This window comes from Streptomyces cinereospinus, assembly GCF_042430725.1.
Taxonomy (GTDB): Bacteria; Actinomycetota; Actinomycetes; order Streptomycetales; family Streptomycetaceae; genus Streptomyces; species Streptomyces cinereospinus.
In genome coordinates, this window is sequence record NZ_JBHMCY010000047.1 from 1 (window position 1) to 19,079 (window position 19,079).

The window sequence follows — 19,079 nt, forward strand, 5'->3', positions numbered from 1 at the left end:
CACATCAACGAGCCATGGGACGGGAAGCAACACCTTGATGATCTGCAAGCCCTTAAACGACGTCTAAAGCGCTCCGCAGTGGACGCGCGCTTGCCGGCCGCGGTCCCCATCGTGGCCGATGGGGCGCCGGTGGAGTGGGGACCTGCGTCGGTGCGGCGTGTCGCGGTTTCCCACGAAATCCGGTGGAGTCTCAGCGGCCGGAAGTGGTTGGGTCCTGCTCAATGCTTCGCTGACACGGCCCGGCACAGTGCGAGGCGCAAGGTCCGAATCGCAGGCGCGGTCTAGCCCGCGTGTCGTCGAGTGATGGAGGTTATCGCGGTGGCTGGTTATGGGGCGCTTTCCGACGTATACGAGTGGCTGATCGGGGACGACAGGCTGACCCCCGCCCAGGCAGCCGCGGTTTACTACAGCGATGTCGTGGGCTCTCTGCTGCCCAACGCGCGCGTCCTCGACTGCGCGTGTGGAACCGGCCAGCTCGCCGTCGGTCTCGCGAGTCTTGGCCTTGACGTGGTCGCCGCAGACGCCAGCAGCGGGATGGTTCGCCGGACCGAGAAAGCCGCCGACGAGCAGGGTGTCTCGCTTCGAGCCATCCGCGCGAGCTGGGACGAGCTGCCTGACCACCTGGAGGCCTCCACGTTCGATCTGGTGTTCTGCGTCGGCAACTCGCTCGGGCATGCTGAGGGCGCAGCCGGGCGCCTGACCGCACTGGAAGCGATGTCGCGGCTGCTGAATCCGGGCGGACGCCTCGTGCTCACGTCGCGCAACTGGGAGCTCGTGCGCTCCGCCGGCTCACGGGTAGACGTCCGCGATCGACTCATCCGCCGCAACGACCGCGATGCGGTCGTCAGCTACTACTGGCAGATCGAGCAGCGCTGGGAGCAGGAACACTTCCTCGAGATCGTGGTCGCCCAGATCGAGCCGGATGGGGCAGTGCGAGCCTGCTCGGAGCGGTTGTCCGTCTGGCCCTACCGGTACGAGGACCTCGTGGCACAGTTGCGGAGTGTCGGGCTCACGATGCAGTCCACCACCTTCGATCCCGAGAGCGATGGATACCTGGTGGTCGCCAGCCGCGACCAGGCGCGAGGCACGTCTGAGCCGGCGCGCTGATCCGCCTTTCGTCGTTGGGTTACCGGGGCGCCGGCGGCACCGTACGGCTGCCCTATTGGGGTCGCTGGGAGACGCTTTCCGCAGGTCAGCAGGCTGTCAACCGCTCGCATGCAAGGATCCTTACGCTCGTCGAGCAGGCCATGGCCACCCTCGAGACCTGGCGGCTCCTGCGCAAGCCGCGATGTTCCACGACTCGCATCACCAGCAGGCGGTCCTCACCCTGCATCCGACCTGCTCAAACTGAGGTTGGAAACAGCTCAGTGAGACAACCGCGTTCATGGCCCCGCCGGGATTCGCTCGATGCGAACAGGAGAACTCGACAGGGGACGCCACCGTTCCCTGCTATGTGGTGCAGGAGGAGTCCGGCGCTCGGATCAACGCCCGGATGGACGTGTGGCACATGACGGCCATGCAGGTCTTCAGCACCGACTCCACCGGCATCCGCCTGGTGCGCACCGCCAGGCAGGCCAGAAGGACCGACGCGGCGCCCGTGATCGCCTTCGCGGTGCAGACCCGGTCCCAGGGACACCAGGACCACCTGGACCACCAACGGCTGGTCGCTCCGGGGCAGTTGATGCTGATGGATCTGTCGGCCCCCTACGACTACGCGTGGTCGGGCCACGGCGCCTCACGCTGTGTCCAAATCCCCCTCGACCAGCTGACCCTGCCCATCGACGTGGTGCGCGGCGCACTGGTCAACCTGCCGTCCAGTCCGCTGTACCCGATGCTGACCGACCACATCGCCCGTCTCACCGGCGACATCGAGGACCTCCTCGGTGATCCGGCGAGCGCCGGTCTCGAGGAGATCACGCTCGGCCTGGCGCGCGCCCTGATCGCCTCCGCCGCCCGTCAGGACCGCAGGGCCCGGGCCGTCCTCGCCGAAACCCGGGTGACCCGGATACGGGCCTACGCACGGCGGCACCTGTCCGAACCCGACCTGACTCCCGCCCGTATCGCCGCCGCCCACCACATCTCCGAGCGCTACCTGTACAAGCTCTGCGCGCAGGCCGGCTTCAGCCTCACCCAGTGGATCATCAGCCGCCGGCTGGAGGGGGCGCGGGAGGAACTGGCGCACCCGTCGAGCAGCGGTCGCGGTGTCGCCGTCGTCGCGAGACGGTGGGGCTTCGCGGACCCCACCCACTTCAGCCACCGCTTCAAGGCCGCCTACGGTGTCTCCCCGCGTGACTGGCGGCGCATGGCCCGCGAGGAGGACCGGCCGGTTCCACCGCGGGCGGCGAACCCCCGCACAGAACCGCGCTGACGGCACGGCGGCGTACCGCCGGAGCCGCGGGACAGGGGGCGGTTCACCCGACGGTCCACCGGGCACCCCGGTGCCCCCGGTCGTGACTGCCTCCCAGGGGCCGCGGCACGGGCCTCAAGTGAAGTCATCCGACTGATGACGCGTCGGACGACCCCGGCGCACGCTGTCCGCCGTGGACGAGCGCTCCCCGTACTCGTCCACCGGGCGCACCGCACCCGGTGGACGACGGGGGCGCCCACCCCGCCGCCGGGCCGGAACCGCCGGTCCCGCACTCTTCCAGGGAGAGCCATGAAGACGACCCTCACCTGCATCGGGACCGCGACCGTTCTCCTCGAAGCGGGCGGGCTGAACCTGCTGACCGATCCGGTGTTCGATCACGCCCCCGTGGAGTACCCGACGGGACCCGTGACCCTGCGCAGCCTGGTCGGCCCGGCGGTCGAGCCCGCGGATCTGCCGGTGCTCGACGCGATCCTGCTCAGCCACGACGAGCACCCCGACAACCTGGACGTCGCGGGCCGGGCGTTGCTCGACGGCCGGACCGTCCTCACCACCGTCAGCGGTGCCGGGAGGCTCGGCGGGGACGCGGTGGGACTCGCCCCCTGGGAGACCCACGAGATCACCGGCGAGCGGGGGACGCTGCTCGTCACCGCCACCCCGGGCCGGCACGCCGGCGACGTCATCGGCTTCCTGATCCGGACACCCGGCGAGGAGAAGGCCCTCTACGTCTCCGGCGACACCGTCTACTACGACGAGTTGGACGAGATCGGGAGGCGCTGCTCCGTGGGGACCGCCGTCCTCCACTTCGGCGCCGCGGTCGTTCCGTTCTTCGGGGCCGATCCCATCACCATGGACGGTGAGCAGGGTGCGCGGCTGGCGCGGTCGCTGGGCGCCGAGACGGTCGTGCCCGTCCACTACGACGCCTGGGACCACTTCACCGAGGGGCGCGACGGCATCGTCGACGCCTTCACCCGTGCCGGACTGCCGCACCTCCTGCGCTGGCCGGAGCGCGGTGTGCGGACCGTGATCGACAGCGGTACGTCGTCGTGGGGTGCGAGCGCGGTGTGCGGACCGTGATCGACAGCGGTACGTCGTCGTGGGGTGCGCGTCGGGGAAGTGCTCCGCGCCGATTGGCGTGAGCGCGCCGGGGGCGGAGTCATCGATATGCCGGACCGGTCGAGCTGAAGAGTGCGGTCCGGCCTGGTGGCGGCGGATGCCGGATCAGGTCGGCGGCCGGCTTCGGATCAGCGGCACCTTCACCTACAGCCTGTAGGACCGCACCGCCGCCGCGACAGGTGCCTTCACCCCACTGGCCACCATCAACCAGCCGGCCGTGCTGCCCTTCGACTCGGCAGCCGGTCTCGACACCGGAATTCTGTCCACCGAGGGACAGGTCGCGATCCTGCCGGCCTCACACCCGCTCGCCGCCCGCTCCCAGGTCCGGATGGCCGACGTCGCCACACTGCCGGAGCCGCCGATGGCGCGCTGGCCCGCTCCCGGCGGCGGCTACCCCCGGAGGGCCGGGCGCACAGGTACGGAACCTGACACAGGTCTTCCAGCTGATCGCGCTCGGCCGTAGCACCGTGGTCATTCCCGAGTCGTCAGGCGCCGACCTGCGTCAGGATCTCGCCGCCGTGCCGGTCCTGGACGCTCCCCCCCCGTGACCACGGTGATCGCCTGGCGGCCGTACAGCCGCCTGCGTACAGTTGCTGACCTGATCCGTGCCGCTCCACGTCTTCGCAGCTCAGAGGGTGGCCACCCAACGGCAGCTCCTACCGAGTAGCCGGCAGCGCGCGCCCGCGTCAGCGAGGTGGCAAGCTTGGCCGTCTGCCCCTGGGCGGACATCGGCACCACATTCACCCGCCGCAGCTGGAACGGCTCCTTGGCCGTCCGGTTCCTTGGCCGTCCGGCTGATCCACCGCGAGCGGCGATCTTCCTCCGTGCCGGCCGGACGGACGCACGCTCGGTCGACGCCCCACGACCACCCGCGAGAGCAGATCTTCCAGACGCTAACGCGCTGCCCGCTCGCTGATCGCGCTGCGCGTCGCGCGGCTGATGGCACGGCGCTGCCTGGCGGTGGTCGCGCCCCAGATACCGGCGTCCTCGCCCTGCTCGATGGCCCAGGACCGGCAGGCCAGCAGCACGCGACAACGGCGGCACACCGCGCGGGCCCGCGCGACCTGGGGATCACCCTCCCGCTCGGCCAGCGGGAAGAACAACTCCGGATCCTCACCGATGCAGGCGGCATCACCTCGCCAACCGCGACCGTTGTCCAGAGTCCCATCGCCGACGCCGTGATGAAGGGACCAGCGCTCATCGGACACGACACACCTCCGCGCGGGCCGGCTGAGCCGGCCACATGGCTGCGGCATGACGCTGCCGCAGGCCCGGCAGAGGTTGTGCCGTCCATGCTAGGCACACACGGCCCACATGGCGACCGGTCGGGTCCGGGGAACGGCTGCCGCACCCGTGCGCCCACTCCTGCCCACTCGGGGGCGCACCCGCGGTGGGCAGCGGTGGCGGGCCGCAGCCGCTCTGCCGAGGCCCGGTCACCCGCGGTCGGGTTCCCATGGCCGGAGACCGCGACGAGCGACTCCCGAGCGCCCTGGTCCTTCGCGTACGCCTCGCGGCCGATCAGTCGGTGTCCGTCGCGGCCAGCACCGCCAGCCGTCGGCGTTCCGGAGAGACCACGGCCAGGCCGAGGTCCCAGGCCACGTGCTCGAACCACTCCGTGCCGGCGCTGAAGCCATACCAGGTGCACGCGCGAGCACGTGCCTCTACCGCCTCTGCGGGTTCCCCCGCCACGGCCCCGGAGAGATGGGCCAGGGCCTGCCATGCGGCCAGCCGGCCGTAGGCACCGCGGACGCCGAAGTTGTAGGCCCCTCCTGTGGACGCGGCGGCGAACAGCAGCCGCCACGCCCACTCAGGCGGACAAACCGCGACCGAGAACCCGGTCTTCTTCCGTACGCCTTCCAGGCACTCCAGACCCAGCGCCGGCAACAGGCCCGGTACCGACTCGTCCTTCAGAGGATCCACCAGTTCGAAGACGCGAGCCTCGATACGGCCGTTCGACTCCTCCGCCCAGTTCGCCACCGCCGCGCTGATGCCCATGGCCGCGGTCTCGGTCGTCGTCTCCTCGACCGATGGAACGTGTACTGCGGCGACGACTGCCACGTCGCGGTTCTCCGGCGGGCCGTACGGCATCGAGCAGCTGCTGCCGCGAACGCCGTGGCTCGGCAGATCCGGCTGCCCTTCCACCTCGGACAGCGTCAACGGCAGCCATCCCAGTGGGTGGTGTCTCCAGTGCGGCGATGCCGCCCACCGCGCGATCCCCGGTATCTCCAAGACGCCGACGCCCCTGAGCACCAGTTCGTGCACGAGGCAGGCACGCAGCTCCTCCGAGGCCTCACCGCTGAACGCCACGGCCAGTTCCTCTGCCGGGTGACTGGAGGCCAACAAGGAGGCCGCGTAACGGTCCACTTGACCGTCGGCGACTTCCGCGGAGGAGACCATTCGCAGCGCCTGGGCGACGTTGCCGGAACCGGGGGTGGTGGCCAGCAGCCGGAGCAGGTGGTCGAAGACGCTTCGGTACTGCCGGATCCGCCTGCTGTCGGAGCTGTACGCACCGGCGAGCGCGATCCCGAGGTCCGCGACGAAGGTGGCGTCCCCGCGCGCGAGACGGCGGCCGGCCTCCTTCCAGACGTCGGTGACGCTCGACAGCCCCGGCAGCTTGGTCACGATCTCCTGTACGCGGTCGGTCACGAGCTGGAGCGTACGGGGCCGCGAACCCGAAGACCAACGCCTTTCCCTGGTCACAGAAGTGTCAGGCCTCGCACTGCTTGACTTCGTCGTCTTCTCCGCACTGACGGTACGGGCAACCGGCGCTGCCTGACTCCGTAGCCGGCCGACAACCGCTGTGACACCCCCGGCGTGATCGCTACAGGGCCGTGGCACCCGCACCGACCGTGCGTCCCGGCTGATTCCGGGGACGGTTCAGTCGACGGCGCCGCGCAGCAGGTCCCGCAGTTCCAGTGCCGCCGACAGCGGGGTGTCGGGCAGTGCCACGTGGACGGTCCGGCGCAGGGCCGGATCGGTGAGGCGGCACAGGACGAGTTCGTCGGGGATCGCCCAGGCGGCGAGCGAGGGAACCAGCGCCACCCCCAGCCCGGCCGCCGCGTAGCCGAACTTCGCGGTCCACTCCGCGATTCGAATGATCTTCCTGGGGGTGAAGCCCGCTCGTGCGCAGGCATCGGCGAGCATCGTGGGCCGGTCGCCGTACGCGCTGTGGAGCCAGGCCTCGTCATGCAGTTCACACAGGTCGATCGTCCCGGCTCCGGCCAGGCGGTGCCCGCGCGGGAGAGCCACGAGGAGTTCGTCCTCGCACAGCACGGTCGTCGTGACCCCGCCGGCCGACGGCAGCCCGGACGGGTAGTCGCTGACGACGGCGAGGTCCAGTGCCCCGTCGGCGAGGCGCTCCATCAGCGTGGCGGTCCAGCCCTCGACCGCGACGACATCGACTTCCGGCCTGTCCTGCTGGAGCGCCCGCAGGGCGGTGGGCACCAGCGAGATGTTGGCCGTGGCGAACGCGCCCACGTGCAGCAGCCCGCCGTGCCCCGTGTACAGCGCGGTCAACTCCCGCTCCGCTCGCGCCAGCCGGTCGAGTACGTCCACGGCGTGCCGGTGCAGCGCGTGCCCCGCGGGATTGAGCCGCACGCCCCGCGGGAGCCGCTCGAACAGCGGCCCGCCCGCCTGCTGTTCCAGCGCGGCGATCCGCCGGGACACCGCGGACTGCGTGTAGTTGAGCCGGACCGCCGCCTTCGTGAACGATCCGGTCTCGGCCACGGCCGTGAGCAGCCGCAGCGCGTCGATCTCGAACACGTATCCCCCCTCCAAGATCTTGCTCCGAGCCTGTCCATCTTTCCCTGGCACATTCCGTCAGCGCATAGATCCCATGCGATCCAGTCGCTGGTGGAATGCCTGCTGCCACCCTAACGTCGTTCACACACCGGGACTGCGGAGGGGGACGCCCCCACGCCCGTGGCCCGCGCAGTCCGAGGGGGACATGTGTCGCTGCGACAGGGAGTCGAGAGGGGGCGGAACCGGTGACCCGGGGGACCACGCTGTCCTTGCCGACGATGCTGGCCGATCTGGAGGAACTCGTGCTGTGCGAGTCCTACTCGGCCGATCACGCCGCGGTGGCGCGCAGCGCGGAGGCGGTCGGCGCCCTCGGGGCGAGGCTGCTGGGGGCCGGGCCGGAGAAGATCGTGACCGGCGGTGTGACCCATCTGCGGTGGACCTTCGGCACCCCGCAGGTGCTGCTGCTGGGACACCACGACACGGTGTGGCCCATGGGCTCGCTCCAGGACCACCCCTGGTCGGTGACCGGCGGGATCGCCCGCGGCCCCGGGGTCCTGGACATGAAGGCGGGCCTGGTGCAGATGCTGCACGCGCTGGCCTCCCTGCCCTCCCCGGACGGGGTGTGTGTGCTGATCAACGGCGACGAGGAAGTCGGCTCCGCCACCTCCCGGGAGCTGATCGAGGAGTCGGCGCAGGGGTGCGCGGCCGCCTTCGTACTGGAAGCGGCCGCGGACGAGGAGGGTGCGCTCAAGACCGCCCGCAAGGGCACTTCGCGCTACGAGGTCGTGGTGCGCGGCAGGGCCGCGCACGCGGGTCAGGAACCGCACAAGGGGGTCAACGCCGCGGTCGAGGCCGCTCACCAGGTGCTGTCCCTCGCCGCCCTCGGGGCGTCGATGGCTGCCGTCGACGGCACCCCCTCCGTCCTGGGCCGCGCGACCGTCACGCCCACCCTCCTGTCGGCCGGCAGCGCGCGCAACACCGTGCCCGCGCTGGCGCGGGTGTCGGTGGACGTGCGAGCGCCGACGCGGGCGGCCCAGGACCGGGTCGACGACCTGGTGCGAGGCCTCACCGCCCGGACGCCCGGAGCCCGGCTGGAGGTGCTGGGCGGCAGAGAACGGCCGCCCATGGAACCGGAGTGCTCCGCCGAACTGTTCGCCCTCGCCGCCCGGCTCGCCGCCGAACTGGGCCAGGAGCCGCTGCGAGGGACGGCCGTCGGCGGCGCCTCGGACGGCAACTACACCGCGGCGGTGGGCTGTCCCACCCTGGACGGACTGGGCGCCGTGGGCGCCGGCGCCCACGCGGACACCGAGTACGTCGAGATCGCGCGACTGGTTCCCCGTGCCCGCCTGCTCGCTCGACTCATTGCCCACACGACTGGCTGATGCGGCCTCGACGAGCCGCTCCGACACGAAGGCAGAGGCCCTTGATGAGCGTGCCGGGTTCCCCGTCCCCCGAAGTCGCCGGACTGGCTTTCCGCAACGGCTTGGGCCGGCTCGAACGCACCTTCCTGCCGAGGAAGGAGGTCAACGTGAAGGAGGGGAGCCGGGGACTGTTCATGGCCGCTTCCGTGACCGCCATCGCCTGCCTGGCGACAGGAGGCGTGCTGCTGTGGGTCTTCGTGTCCTGGGCACTCGCGCCGTATCCCCTGTTCATCACCGTACTGGCCATCGCTGCCCTGCTGCGCAGCCCGAACTTCCGCAGGAAGGTCGGCAGTCGGCGCCTGCACCTGTTCGAGGAGGGTCTGCTCGTGGACATGGGCGCCGGGCGGCTGTTCGCGGTCCGCTGGGACCAAGCGGTCCACTACCAGGAGACAGTCCAGGAAGTGGTCAACCACCAGGGCACGAAGACCGCTTTCCGGAGCGCGCACACCTCCACCCTGGTGGCACCCGACGGCGCCAAGGTCCAGATCTCGGACTCCTTCGCCGACTACGGGACCTGGGTGCCCCTGATCGCCGAGGCGATCGCCCGCGCCCAAGCCCAGCGGGTGCGGGAGGCGCTCCGGGAGGGGCAGAGGGCGGTTTTCGGCCCGTTCGAGCTGAACGCCGCAGGTATCACCGCCAAACGCAAAGGAACCCTGCCCTGGCCGGCCGTCGAGGCGATCGATGTCCGCGAGGGGTTCGTGGTCGTCCACGCGTACGGACAGGCCAGGGCCTGGGCGCACGTCCAGGTCAGGACCGTGCCGAACGTCCTCGTGTTCCTGACCGTCGCCTCTGACCTCCGCGGCAGGTGATAGGCACGGTGTGAACCGGCCGTGCCTGCGTGGACCGGTGGAGCGTCTCCGTCGCCGGCCCACTTCCGGGTTCACGCGGGCGGGACCGAAGGGGGGAGAGGTTCTTCCCGGGCAGAAACCTGTCTCTTCCGGCGGGGGTGCGGGCGGGGGACTGTGGACATGTGCCCGGCACGGACCGTGCGGGCGACGGGCCGCACCGAACGGTGCGTGCGACGACCACCACAGCTCCATCCAGGAGAGTTCCCATGGCCATGACCGACATCACCTTCGACAGCGCCGGCATCCGGATCGCCGCGCACCTCTACACGCCCGAGGGCGCCGGGCAGGGCCCGTGGCCGGCTCTCGTGGTCGGTCACCCCGGTACCGCCGTGAAGGAGCAGACCTCCGGCACGTACGCCTGGCGCATGGCCGAGCGCGGCTTCGTCACCCTCGCCTTCGACGCCGCCTACCAGGGCGAGTCCGGCGGTCTGCCGCGCGGCCTCGAGGACCCGGCCCAGCGCGTGGAGGACTTCAAGGCGGCCGTCTCCTACCTCACCCCCTCGACGAGGTCGACGCCGGGCGGATCGGCCTGCTCGGCGTCTGCGCCTCCGGCAGCTACTCGCTGGCCGCCACGGGCGGTGACCACCGCGTCAGGGCCGTGGCGACCGTCTCCACCGCCGAGCCCGCCCGCCAGTTCCGCTTCGGCGCGGACGGCGCCCAGGACCCGGCCGTCTTCCAGGCCCTGCTGGACGCCGCCGCGGCGGCGCGCAACCGGGCCGCGCGCGGCGAGGACCCCGGTGTGATGACGATGTTCCCCGAGACCGCCGAGCAGGCCGGCGCGCTCGGCGGCGAGCACGGCGTCGAGGGCTTCGAGTACTACTGCACCTCCCGTGGCGAGCACGAGCGTTCCGCGAAGTTCCTGGCCTGGGAGAGCATCGACAAGATGGCCTCCAGCGACGCCTTCCGCTCCGTCCCGCTGATCGGTGACCGGCCCGTCCTCCAGATCATCGGCGAACGCGCCGTCACCGCCTGGATGGCCGTCGAAGCCCACCGGCGTGCCACCGGCCCCAAGGAGATCCACTGGATCAAGGGCGCCAGCCACGTCGACCTCTACGACAAGAAGGAGTACGTCGACCCCGCCGTCGACAAGCTCACCGACTTCTTCATCGCCGCCCTGACCACGGCGTGACCCGCCGGGGAGAGGTGTCCCGGCCGGCCGGGACACCTTGAGGGGCGACCGGCCACACCTTCGCTCAAAGTAACCCCCTTGACAGGTGACGATGACGCATGGGAGCCTCTCGTCACCGGTCAGAACAGTTACTTATTGGTGAGGACAGACCCATGGCAGTCGTACGGTTCCATCTCGTCTCCCAGCTCAGCCCGCAGGACGTGCTCGGGGTGCTGACCGACTTCGGCCCCTCCCGCGCGGACGCCTGGCCCACGATCGACACGGAACACTTCGAGGTCCACGGCCTGGGCGACACATGGGCCGAGGTCACCGAGGGCACCGCCGCGGCCTGGGAGCGCGCGCGTTACGAGTGGGCGCCGGGCGGTGACACGGTCACCGTCACCACCCTCGACTCCAAGCTCTTCGGCGCGGGCGGCGGCTGGGTCTTCAGAATGACCCCCGAGGACGGCGGCACCCGGGTCGACGTCGAGCTGACCCGGCAGCCCAGCACGCTCAAGGGCAAGATGCTCGCCTCGCTGCTGCCCCTGGCGGCGCCCCCGTCCCTGCGCAAGTCCTTCGCGGGACCGCTGAAGGCCAAGTGACGCCCGGGGACCGCTGAATGCCAAGTGACGCCAGGGGCCGCCGTGGACAACGGCGGCCCCTTCGTCATGCCCGAGCACGCGCCTCGCGCACCGGCGGACGCGGTACCGGGGGGACGCCGCCGGGCGCGGCGTTCAAGGGACACCCCGGGAGATGACACCCGCGCGGCCGAGCACACCTGCCCACGGCCCGGACGCGACTCGACCCGCGGCCCGCGGGTCGCGGGTCGCGGGTCGCGGGTCGCGGGTCGCGGGTCGAGACCGTATCGAGCAGCAGGGTCACACGGTGCGCTGCTGCCGGGACGTCCGGCCCGGCAGCAGCGCCTGAAGGGTGCACCACACCCCGCCGCCGGCGTACACCGAGAGCACGTCGAGCGCGGGACCGTCGCCTCCGAACACATGGGGTACGGGTGTCTCGCCTCCCGCACCCGCGATACCGTGCGTGCTCATGCTGGTCCGGTCTCTCCGGTCAGTGCCGGAAGGGGGAGACGCACCGGAAGCTGGAGGCTGCGTCGAGGTCGCCGTAGCCCTGGTAGCGGGACACCGCCGGGTAGGCGCACAGGTTGCGTTCGACCTGCTCGCCGTCGGCGTTGATCAGGGTGGCGGGCAGCGTCCTGGGCGCCTTGCCGTGCTCCACCCAGGCGGTCAGGGCGGCGAGGCCGTCGGCCGAGCCGGACTGGCCGTTGAGGCCGCAGTGGTCGGTGCCCGGGGCGAGGAAGAGGCGGTAGAAGTCGTCGGCCTTGCGCGCGCCGCCCGTCTCCCGCTCGACCCGCTCGCGGTACCTCACGGTGCCCTGGGTGGGGATGAACTGGTCGGCCTGGCCGTGCCAGGTCAGCAGCTTGCCGCCGGACGCGCGGAAACCCGACAGGTCCGGGTCGTCCGTGCCGATGATCCCGTCGTACTCGGCCTGGGACTGCTCGAACAGCTGGGTGAACTGGCTGTAGGTGATGGTCGAGACGTCGAAGGACGGATCCTTCTTCAGCCAGCTGGACACCCAGAAGGCGGGCACCGGGAAGGGATTGCCCTTGACGGTGCCGTCATCGCTCCTGACGGTGGCCGCGAGGCCCTTCAGGTCGGCCCCGACCGGGACTCCGGCCCACAGCTTCGTGCCGGAGGCGGTGCGCGGACCGTCCCAGATCTTACGGACCACGGCCGCGTCGGCCGCGGTGACGGTCAGCTCCTGGCCGTCGCACTCGACCTTGGTGCCGATCAGCCGACGCGGGTCGAAGTCGCAGCGGGACGCATCGTTGACCAGGCCGTCCCGGGCACCGTCGAGCTTGTCGCAGGCCTTGACGGCGGCGGCGGTGAAGGCGTCCAGCTCGCAGCCGGTCGGGTAGGTCTTCTCGTTGTTCATGACGACCTGGGGCCACAGGGTGGCGACCACGTACTCGTCCCAGTTGATCGCGGGCGCGTCGGCGAGGATGCCGTCGTAGTCGTCGGGGTAACGCTGCGCTTCCGCGTAGCCCTGGCGTCCACCGGTGGAGCAACCGGTGAAGTAGGAGTACGAGGCGCGCTTGTCGTAGGCCGAGGCGACGACCGCCTTGCCGACGACTGCCGCCTCGTGCTGGGAGCGGGAGGCGAAGTTCTCCAGCAGGGCCTTGTTGACCTCGCCCTCGCTGTTCAGCGCCCAACTGACGTCGACGGCGTCTTTGACGCCGGCGTCCGTGGTGGTCGCGGCGTAGCCGTTCTTGACCGCCGTGCCGAGTCCGACACCGTTGTCACCCGCGAGGAAGGCGCTGCCGCCGAGTGCCTGGAAGCGGCCGTTCCAGCCCCGCTCGGGGAGCCAGGTCGTGACCTTGGCGTGGTCGCCGTCGCCCGGGTGGGTGAGGGTGACGGTCACCTCGCAGAAGGCCGGCACGCCGCTGACCTCGCCCCCGAGGACGCCGGTGCCCTTGATGACGCCGCCCGCCCGGCGGACCGCCGTCACGGACTCCACTTCGGTGCCGGCCGGGGCCTTCACCGGCGTGGTGCGGCAGTTGAGCGGCGTGGCGTCGGTGGAGCTCCGGGGCTCCGCCGAAGCGGTCGGGAGGTACACGGCGGCGGCCAGCGGAACACCGGCCGCGAGAACCGTCAGAAGTCGTCGTCTCATGAGATCCGTCCAGGAGTAGATGTGCACTCGGTCGCGCGGCGACACGTGTGTACGGCGAATGAGGGAAGCGGCGGTCGGAGCCGTGAGCTCACGGCGCACCGAAGACTGACCGAAACGTATCACCGCTTCAAGGGGTGACGAAAGGAAGTGGGTATCCCTCCGGCCTCCGTCCGTCGCGGCGATGTCCTGCAACCACTGTGGAGTCCCACGCGCACACCGGAGAACAGTCGATTGACGGTCCGGGATCACGGATTTCCGGCCTGGGCCGGCAACAAACGTGTTAGGTCATGGGACGGGTTCGGCGTCCGTGTCCGCGGGGCCGGGGCAAGACCGTTCGGGCTGGAGACGGACCTTCCGCAGCCCTTCCCGCCGGCACCACCCGCCTCGCGGGGGACGCCTCACCCCTCGTCCGCCGCGTCGGACACGCCGCCGGCGTGCGCCTCGGGCAGCCACCGGGAGTGGTATCGCTCGGCCCAGGAGCGGCTGACGAACCCGGTACGCAGTCCGAGCCGTGCCTCCGGGTCCTCGTGGGCCCTGCGCATGTGCCCGATGAGGACGAAGGTGATCGCCCAGGCCAGCAGGTCGTGGACGAAGATCGCGCTGGTGCGGGAGACGAAGGGCAGCAGGCCCGTGAACCACATCAGCAAGCCGGTGAACATCATCACGAGGACGGCTCCGGCGATCCACCCCGCGTAGAGCTTCTGACCCGCGTTGAACTTCCCGGCCGGGCGGGCCTCGGGCGAGGTCCGTCGTCTGCGGACGGCCCGCAGCCACTGCCGGTCGTACACCGCGAAGCGGTTCAGCCTGCGCAGGTCGGCGCGGAACGCGGCCGAGGACAGCCCCAGCAGGAAGGGCAGCGGCAGCAGGATGCCCGACCACTCGTGCAGGGTCGCCATCAGGTGCCGTCGGCCGACGAGCTGGGCGAGCGGCCCGAGGTACAGGCAGGCGGCGGTGACGAGACACACCAGCATCAGGTAGCCGGTGATCCGGTGCACCCAGCGTTCGGCGGCACTGAAGCGGCGGATGCGGCCCGAGGGGGCAGAGGGGCCCGAGGGTTCAGGCCGCGCCGCTGTGCCGGTCGGCGCCGTCGAGCCAGCCGTCGATCGCATATCCACGCTCCTCCCAGAAACCGGGAACGACCTTGTCGGTGACCGAGATGCCGGACAGCCACTTGGCCGACTTGTAGAAGTACATGGGCGCCACGAACAGGCGGACCGGACCGCCGTGCTCATGGGTGATGGGCTCGTCCTGCATCTTCAGCGCCACCAGCACGTCGGAGCGGCGGGCCTGCTCCAGGGTGAGGCTCTCGGTGTAGGCACCGTCGAAGCACGTGAAGCGGACCGCCGCGCCCGAGGAGCGCACCCCGGAGGCGTCCAGGATGTCCGCCAGCTTCACCCCCTCGAAGGGGGTGTCGTCCACCCGCCACCCGTCCGTGCACACCACGTCGGCGACGACCCGGGTCTGCGGCATCGCGCGCAGGTCGGCGAGCGTGTAGGTCCTCGGCTCGGCGACCAGGCCGCCGACCGTGAGCGCGTAGTCGGTGTCGTCCTTGTGCGGCACCGAGCCGACGATGCTGTAGTACCGGAAACCGCCCGGGTTGGGGAGCAGGCCGGTCAGGCCGGTCGAGTCGACCTGGGACGCGGCGCCGAGGAACCCCTCCCAGCCGCGCTGGAGGTACGGCGCGGTGGCGAGCGCCGCGGCGCCCGCTCCGAGCATGCCCAGCAGCACCCGCCGCCCCACCGGCGCGCCGCCCTCGGCGTCTGGCTTCGACTGTCCTGCCATAGTCAGTGTGCTCCTTGGCCTGGTGACGTTCACCGGCGGGGTGTGTGGTCGCGCAACGGGTCCGACATGTGCGAGCGTCGCCGGACCGCACGACCTCCATCACCGGTTCAACAGGTGACGATCGTGACACCTGGCCCGACACCTGTCAACTCTCAACTGCCAACGACCGAGGCACCCATGCACACGCCTGCACTGTGGGGCACTCGTCGCCACCGGGAGTCGCAGACGCGATGGACGAAGACGACATCTCAGGGTGAGATCGGGACCCGAGGGCCACCGGCCGGCGCCCGGAAGTGCAGTCGACGCGGTCCGTTTCGTCGCACTTCTTTCCACCGTCCGCCCAGGCAGCTCGATGAGCCGACCGCCACCGATCCCTTTGCCGGAGGAGGCACCGTCCCGCTCCCCACTCGCACCCGCCGCGAAAGGTACGGTTCGGCCCGGCGGCCCGCCCCGACCAACGGCGCCGCCCGTCCGGGTGGCGTTTCCTTGCCTCGACGGGAGTCACCTGTCAAAATGGTTACGTGAACTTTGACCATGCCTTCGTCTGCGGACACCCGGCGCTCGACTTCGCCGCCACCCTCCGCGCCCGGCGCTCGACCCGCTTCGAGATGTTCGTGACCCCGGAGCGGCTGAACGCCTGGTACCTGGAGTCCGGACTCGTCGATACGATCACGCCCGGCGACGAGGACGACGTCCGGGAGGCGATCAGGGTGCGCGAGGCCCTCTACCGGCTGATCACCGACCGACGCCTCGGTGAGGAGTTCGACCGCGAGGCGCTCGCCGTGCTCAACGGCGCCGCGCGCGCGGTCCCCGTGACGCCGCAGCTCACCGTGCGGGGCCGGCACACCGAGGCGACGCCCGAGCAGGCCCTGGCCACCGTCGCCCGGCAGGCCGTCGAGCTGCTCAGCGGCCCGGACGTCCCCTTGCTGAAGGAGTGCGGCAACCCCGAGTGCACGCGCGTCTACATCGACCGGTCCCGTGGTATGCGGCGCCAGTGGTGCGGTATGGAGTCCTGCGGCAACAAGCACAAGGCCGCCGCCTACCGCGCCCGCAAGAAGACCGCGTCCGGCGTGACCGCGTGAGGACGCCCTGACCGGAGTGGGCGGCGCCCCGGCGGCGGCAGGCCGGGAACAGCGACGGGGAGGCGACGAACGCCGCCGGCCCCTGCGCGCGTCCGAGACCGACCATCCGCCTGCCTGCCGCAATCGGCACGGACATCCCCAGGCAGGCGCGGTTGCAGCGGACGAGCAGGCCTTGTTCCTGCCGGCGCCGGACGTGTCGTCGCTCCTCTCGTGCGGGATCGCCGACCGTGTTGCTTGCCCGCCGACGTCCGCAGCTACGGGACTCCCGAAGGAGCCGCCTCCACGGCCCGCGAGCGAGCCGCCTCCTGTCTCTGACCGGGCGGAGCGCGCCGCACGGACGGTTCGACGACACACTTACCGGGCAGTTGTGAGAAGCGAACATGTCCGACGTACCGCCGGGTGTCGATACTTATCTGCACAGGGTCCTCGCCGTGGGTACCATGCGCAGCACCATTCATATCGAGGGAGTGAACCGGTTGTGACGAACAAGTCAACCGCCCCCCTCCGATCGCGGTTGGTTGACCAAGCCGCGTCGGACCTGGAGGAGAACCGCCGTCGGCAGCAGGAGCTGGCGGAGCAGATCTCGGTGCTGCGACAGGAAGAGGCCCTTCTTACGGACATCCTGAACCTCGCGCAGCGGTACCAGGGTTTTTCGGACCCGTCCCGGCTGCCCGAGCAGTTGCAGGACGAGCCCGTCGTCACCAAGGGGAAGCGTGCCTCGACCGGCGCCGCCGCGCGGCGCCCGGATTCGGCCCGGACCGCTCCGGCGGATTCGGCCCGGACCGCCCCGGCGGGTGACACGGCGCAGGCCGGCGCGAAGGGGACGTCGCGCCAGCCCCTGCTCGGCGATCTCCTGCTGGAACTGCTCGACGGGCACGACGGGCCGCGCATGGCGAAGGAGTTGCGGGACGAGCTCCTGGTGAAGCACCCGGACCGCACTCCGACCCCGCAGGTGGTGCGCAACACCCTTGAGTCGCTGGTCGCCAAGGGACGCATCCAGCGCCACAAGCAGCAGCGTTCCGTCATGTACACCGTGGTCAAGAAGGGTGCGAAGAGCTGACACGTCCACTCGTCCGCGTGCGGCGGACCCGGCCGAAGCGAGTGTGCGCCTGGTGCGGTCCGGTCCGCCGCGGGAGCTGTGAGAAGAGCCAGACCGTACGACTGCGCCGGGGGATCGAGAGCGGCGTGTTCGACACATATGACGAAGGCATAGTCACACGTACCTTGGCCGACGTTCACGGGGAAAGCTCGGAGGCGGACCGTATTCACCCTGGGTGACACTCTGCGCCCAGTTCCACACCTCGGTGTCGCTCGGCCATGCCGGCACGTCGCCACCGTCCGTGCTCCGGAGCGCGCGCCGGCCGGTGTCGATGACGGTACCGGCGGGGGCCGAACGAGTGAGCCCGCCCGCGTGTGTGCGCTTCCTGGACTCCATGCCGTGGCCTCGCTCTCCTGGGTGGGTATGCACGAACAGGCGCGGGTCCCGTGCGGGGGCATGGAGGACACGGGACCTGCGGCCTCGGGGGACGGGTCAGACGGCGCCGGCGTCGATGGTGACGGGGACGTTGCCGCGCATGGCCTTGGAGTACGGGCAGATCTCGTGGGCGGCCTCGGCCAGTTCCCGGGCGGTGGCCTGGTCCACGCCTCCGAGGACGGGGGCGAGGACCGCGGAGAGGTTGAATGCGCTGTCGTCGCCGTGGGTGAGGGTGATCTCGGCCGTGATGGTGGTGCTGGTCAGCCGGATCTTGCGCTGGGTCGCGGCGCGGCGCAGGGCGCCGAGGAAACAGGCGGCCCAGCCGGCGGCCAGGAGCTGCTCGGGGTTGGTGGCCGCGCCCGAGCCGCCCAGCTCCTCGGGAAGGGCGAGCTTGGTCTCCAGCAGACCGTCGGAGGAGCGGACATGACCGCCGTTGCGGCCCTCTCCGTCGACGTCGACAACGGCGGTGTAGGTGACTGCCATGGCTTCTCGCTCCCCATCTGGGTTCAAGGGTGTGGGACGTATTCCGGCCGGAACCATGTCACTCCGTCACCGGTTGAGGTGGTAATGCACACGTGGCTACCCAACGCGTCGCCGCCGCCGGGGCGCGGAGCGGAGTACCGGGACCATGGCCGGCGGTGGACGGGGCCCGGCCGGTCGATGGAGTCGAAGAGCGGCGGAGGCTACCGGTTGGGCCTTTTGGGCGCGGCGGCGGCGCGGCCGTGTCCCGCGGGTGCCCAGGTGCTGTGCGCGCAGGGCGTGCGCTTGAGACCGACATCGGCCACGCCGAGCACGGGTCGTTCATCAGGGTGCCGTCTCCCACGGGACAAGGCGAAGAGCGAGGGCGCGTGCTTCGCCTCTCGCCGCGCCGGCGCACGGGGGCGGCGGCACGGCGGTGGCGACCGGAGTGACTGCGCTACAGGCCCAGGTCGAGGGCCACGCAGGAGTAGAACTTCCACGAGTTCTCGGGGTTGTAGGTCGCGCCGCCCGCACCACGGGGGTCGGCTTCCACGTCGGTCGTCATGTCGTCGAACCGGATGCGCTCGGGAAGCTTGCCGAAGCGGGCCTGCCGTGCCGCCGCGTCGACGTCGATAGCGATGTCGTTGTTCATGACCATGCTCCACATCGGTGGTCGTGGATCGCCTTGTACTGGTCGCCTCCGGCGGCCGGTATCAGCGTGCACGACCATTGCGTCACCTGTCAAGCCGGTGACGCAATGGAGGCACGCACCTGGAGGTGGCACACCTGAGACCGGCGCACCCGCGCACCGTCGCGGGTCACGTGCTGCCCGCGCCCTGGTGCGACGCGACACCACCGGACTGCTCGCGAGTGAGCGGCGCGCGATCGAGGCGCTGCCGCGTCCCGGAGCCGGCGGTGCAGACCGCCGGCTGCGGCCTGCGCCTCGCGCCACCTGCGGCTCCTAACGCGCCCGGGCCGCCGGCCCGCAGCACGAC

Annotated in this window: 17 protein-coding genes and 3 pseudogenes; 11 read left to right on the top strand and 9 right to left on the bottom strand. The window is 70.9% G+C overall.

What is annotated here, in order from left to right:
* Positions 1 to 303: 303 nt before the first annotated feature.
* The 5 genes and pseudogenes from ACFF45_RS22880 to ACFF45_RS22900 form a co-directional block, all read left to right on the top strand.
* Positions 304 to 1,107 (top strand): class I SAM-dependent methyltransferase, encoded by an 804-nt coding sequence (locus tag ACFF45_RS22880; RefSeq protein ID WP_381348307.1) that lies wholly within the window; start codon positions 304 to 306, stop codon positions 1,105 to 1,107.
* 17 nt (positions 1,108 to 1,124) lie between these two features.
* Positions 1,125 to 1,313 (top strand): annotated as a pseudogene (locus tag ACFF45_RS22885) (IS5/IS1182 family transposase); the annotation flags it as partial.
* Between the two features lie 71 nt (positions 1,314 to 1,384).
* The gene (locus tag ACFF45_RS22890; RefSeq protein WP_381348308.1) at positions 1,385 to 2,368 is read left to right on the top strand and encodes a helix-turn-helix domain-containing protein; all 984 of its coding nucleotides are present in this window, start codon (positions 1,385 to 1,387) and stop codon (positions 2,366 to 2,368) included.
* A 288-nt stretch (positions 2,369 to 2,656) separates the two neighbouring features.
* Complete coding sequence (locus ACFF45_RS22895) at positions 2,657 to 3,442, top strand: MBL fold metallo-hydrolase (RefSeq protein ID WP_381348309.1); 786 nt, start codon at positions 2,657 to 2,659, stop codon at positions 3,440 to 3,442.
* A gap of 259 nt (positions 3,443 to 3,701) precedes the next feature.
* Positions 3,702 to 4,148: pseudogene (locus ACFF45_RS22900) on the top strand (type 2 periplasmic-binding domain-containing protein); the annotation flags it as partial.
* 226 nt (positions 4,149 to 4,374) lie between these two features.
* On the opposite strand, the gene ACFF45_RS22905 reads toward ACFF45_RS22900, so the two are convergent.
* From ACFF45_RS22905 to ACFF45_RS22915, 3 genes are all read right to left on the bottom strand, one after another.
* Entirely contained in the window at positions 4,375 to 4,689 is a 315-nt protein-coding gene (locus ACFF45_RS22905) for a WhiB family transcriptional regulator (RefSeq protein ID WP_381348310.1), read from the bottom strand.
* A 310-nt stretch (positions 4,690 to 4,999) separates the two neighbouring features.
* Positions 5,000 to 6,127 (bottom strand): DUF6183 family protein, encoded by a 1,128-nt coding sequence (locus tag ACFF45_RS22910; RefSeq protein WP_381348311.1) that lies wholly within the window; start codon positions 6,125 to 6,127, stop codon positions 5,000 to 5,002.
* 231 nt (positions 6,128 to 6,358) lie between these two features.
* Entirely contained in the window at positions 6,359 to 7,243 is an 885-nt protein-coding gene (locus ACFF45_RS22915; protein WP_381348312.1) for a LysR family transcriptional regulator, read from the bottom strand.
* A gap of 257 nt (positions 7,244 to 7,500) precedes the next feature.
* Between ACFF45_RS22915 and ACFF45_RS22920 the strand changes: the two genes are divergently transcribed.
* From ACFF45_RS22920 to ACFF45_RS22935, 4 genes and pseudogenes are all read left to right on the top strand, one after another.
* Positions 7,501 to 8,604: a M20/M25/M40 family metallo-hydrolase gene (locus tag ACFF45_RS22920; RefSeq protein WP_381348351.1), complete on the top strand. Its 1,104-nt coding sequence runs from the start codon at positions 7,501 to 7,503 to the stop codon at positions 8,602 to 8,604.
* 44 nt (positions 8,605 to 8,648) lie between these two features.
* The gene (locus ACFF45_RS22925) at positions 8,649 to 9,452 is read left to right on the top strand and encodes a DUF6585 family protein (RefSeq protein ID WP_381348313.1); all 804 of its coding nucleotides are present in this window, start codon (positions 8,649 to 8,651) and stop codon (positions 9,450 to 9,452) included.
* Positions 9,453 to 9,697: 245 nt separating this feature from the next.
* Positions 9,698 to 10,620: pseudogene (locus tag ACFF45_RS22930) on the top strand (alpha/beta hydrolase).
* Positions 10,621 to 10,772: 152 nt separating this feature from the next.
* Positions 10,773 to 11,201: an SRPBCC family protein gene (locus ACFF45_RS22935; RefSeq protein ID WP_381348314.1), complete on the top strand. Its 429-nt coding sequence runs from the start codon at positions 10,773 to 10,775 to the stop codon at positions 11,199 to 11,201.
* A gap of 276 nt (positions 11,202 to 11,477) precedes the next feature.
* Here the strand turns inward: ACFF45_RS22935 and ACFF45_RS22940 are convergent, their stop codons facing one another.
* From ACFF45_RS22940 to ACFF45_RS22955, 4 genes are all read right to left on the bottom strand, one after another.
* Positions 11,478 to 11,648: a hypothetical protein gene (locus ACFF45_RS22940; protein ID WP_381348315.1), complete on the bottom strand. Its 171-nt coding sequence runs from the start codon at positions 11,646 to 11,648 to the stop codon at positions 11,478 to 11,480.
* A 19-nt stretch (positions 11,649 to 11,667) separates the two neighbouring features.
* On the bottom strand, positions 11,668 to 13,287 hold the full coding sequence (locus ACFF45_RS22945) for a tannase/feruloyl esterase family alpha/beta hydrolase (RefSeq protein WP_381348316.1): 1,620 nt from the start codon (positions 13,285 to 13,287) through the stop codon (positions 11,668 to 11,670).
* Positions 13,288 to 13,685: 398 nt separating this feature from the next.
* Positions 13,686 to 14,396, bottom strand: coding sequence for a cytochrome b/b6 domain-containing protein (locus tag ACFF45_RS22950; RefSeq protein WP_381348317.1), 711 nt, complete (start codon positions 14,394 to 14,396; stop codon positions 13,686 to 13,688).
* On the bottom strand, positions 14,344 to 15,069 hold the full coding sequence (locus ACFF45_RS22955; RefSeq protein WP_381348318.1) for a molybdopterin-dependent oxidoreductase: 726 nt from the start codon (positions 15,067 to 15,069) through the stop codon (positions 14,344 to 14,346). The genes ACFF45_RS22950 and ACFF45_RS22955 overlap by 53 nt, the downstream gene beginning before the upstream one ends.
* A 521-nt stretch (positions 15,070 to 15,590) precedes the next feature.
* Here ACFF45_RS22955 and ACFF45_RS22960 point away from each other — a divergent pair.
* Both ACFF45_RS22960 and ACFF45_RS22965 read left to right on the top strand, forming a co-directional pair.
* Positions 15,591 to 16,151, top strand: a complete 561-nt coding sequence (locus tag ACFF45_RS22960; protein ID WP_381348319.1) for a CGNR zinc finger domain-containing protein — start codon at positions 15,591 to 15,593, stop codon at positions 16,149 to 16,151.
* A gap of 478 nt (positions 16,152 to 16,629) precedes the next feature.
* Positions 16,630 to 17,211 (top strand): hypothetical protein, encoded by a 582-nt coding sequence (locus ACFF45_RS22965; RefSeq protein WP_381348320.1) that lies wholly within the window; start codon positions 16,630 to 16,632, stop codon positions 17,209 to 17,211.
* A 471-nt stretch (positions 17,212 to 17,682) separates the two neighbouring features.
* On the opposite strand, the gene ACFF45_RS22970 is transcribed toward ACFF45_RS22965, so the two are convergent.
* A complete protein-coding gene (locus tag ACFF45_RS22970; RefSeq protein ID WP_381348321.1) occupies positions 17,683 to 18,108 on the bottom strand; it encodes an organic hydroperoxide resistance protein in 426 nt (141 codons plus the stop codon).
* 433 nt (positions 18,109 to 18,541) lie between these two features.
* On the bottom strand, positions 18,542 to 18,736 hold the full coding sequence (locus ACFF45_RS22975) for a hypothetical protein (RefSeq protein ID WP_381348322.1): 195 nt from the start codon (positions 18,734 to 18,736) through the stop codon (positions 18,542 to 18,544).
* Positions 18,737 to 19,079 lie beyond the last annotated feature (343 nt).

Excerpts from the sequence above, each read along its gene's own strand:
- ACFF45_RS22880 (WP_381348307.1), top strand. The coding sequence starts at position 304 with ATGGAGGTTATCGCGGTGGCTGGTTATGGGGCGCTTTCCGACGTATAC.
- ACFF45_RS22890 (WP_381348308.1), top strand. The coding sequence starts at position 1,385 with ATGGCCCCGCCGGGATTCGCTCGATGCGAACAGGAGAACTCGACAGGG.
- ACFF45_RS22895 (WP_381348309.1), top strand. The coding sequence starts at position 2,657 with ATGAAGACGACCCTCACCTGCATCGGGACCGCGACCGTTCTCCTCGAA.
- ACFF45_RS22920 (WP_381348351.1), top strand. The coding sequence starts at position 7,501 with ATGCTGGCCGATCTGGAGGAACTCGTGCTGTGCGAGTCCTACTCGGCC.
- ACFF45_RS22925 (WP_381348313.1), top strand. The coding sequence starts at position 8,649 with ATGAGCGTGCCGGGTTCCCCGTCCCCCGAAGTCGCCGGACTGGCTTTC.
- ACFF45_RS22935 (WP_381348314.1), top strand. The coding sequence starts at position 10,773 with ATGGCAGTCGTACGGTTCCATCTCGTCTCCCAGCTCAGCCCGCAGGAC.
- ACFF45_RS22940 (WP_381348315.1), bottom strand. The coding sequence starts at position 11,648 with ATGAGCACGCACGGTATCGCGGGTGCGGGAGGCGAGACACCCGTACCC.
- ACFF45_RS22945 (WP_381348316.1), bottom strand. The coding sequence starts at position 13,287 with ATGAGACGACGACTTCTGACGGTTCTCGCGGCCGGTGTTCCGCTGGCC.
- ACFF45_RS22950 (WP_381348317.1), bottom strand. The coding sequence starts at position 14,396 with ATGCGATCGACGGCTGGCTCGACGGCGCCGACCGGCACAGCGGCGCGG.
- ACFF45_RS22955 (WP_381348318.1), bottom strand. The coding sequence starts at position 15,069 with ATGGCAGGACAGTCGAAGCCAGACGCCGAGGGCGGCGCGCCGGTGGGG.
- ACFF45_RS22970 (WP_381348321.1), bottom strand. The coding sequence starts at position 18,108 with ATGGCAGTCACCTACACCGCCGTTGTCGACGTCGACGGAGAGGGCCGC.
- ACFF45_RS22975 (WP_381348322.1), bottom strand. The coding sequence starts at position 18,736 with ATGAACAACGACATCGCTATCGACGTCGACGCGGCGGCACGGCAGGCC.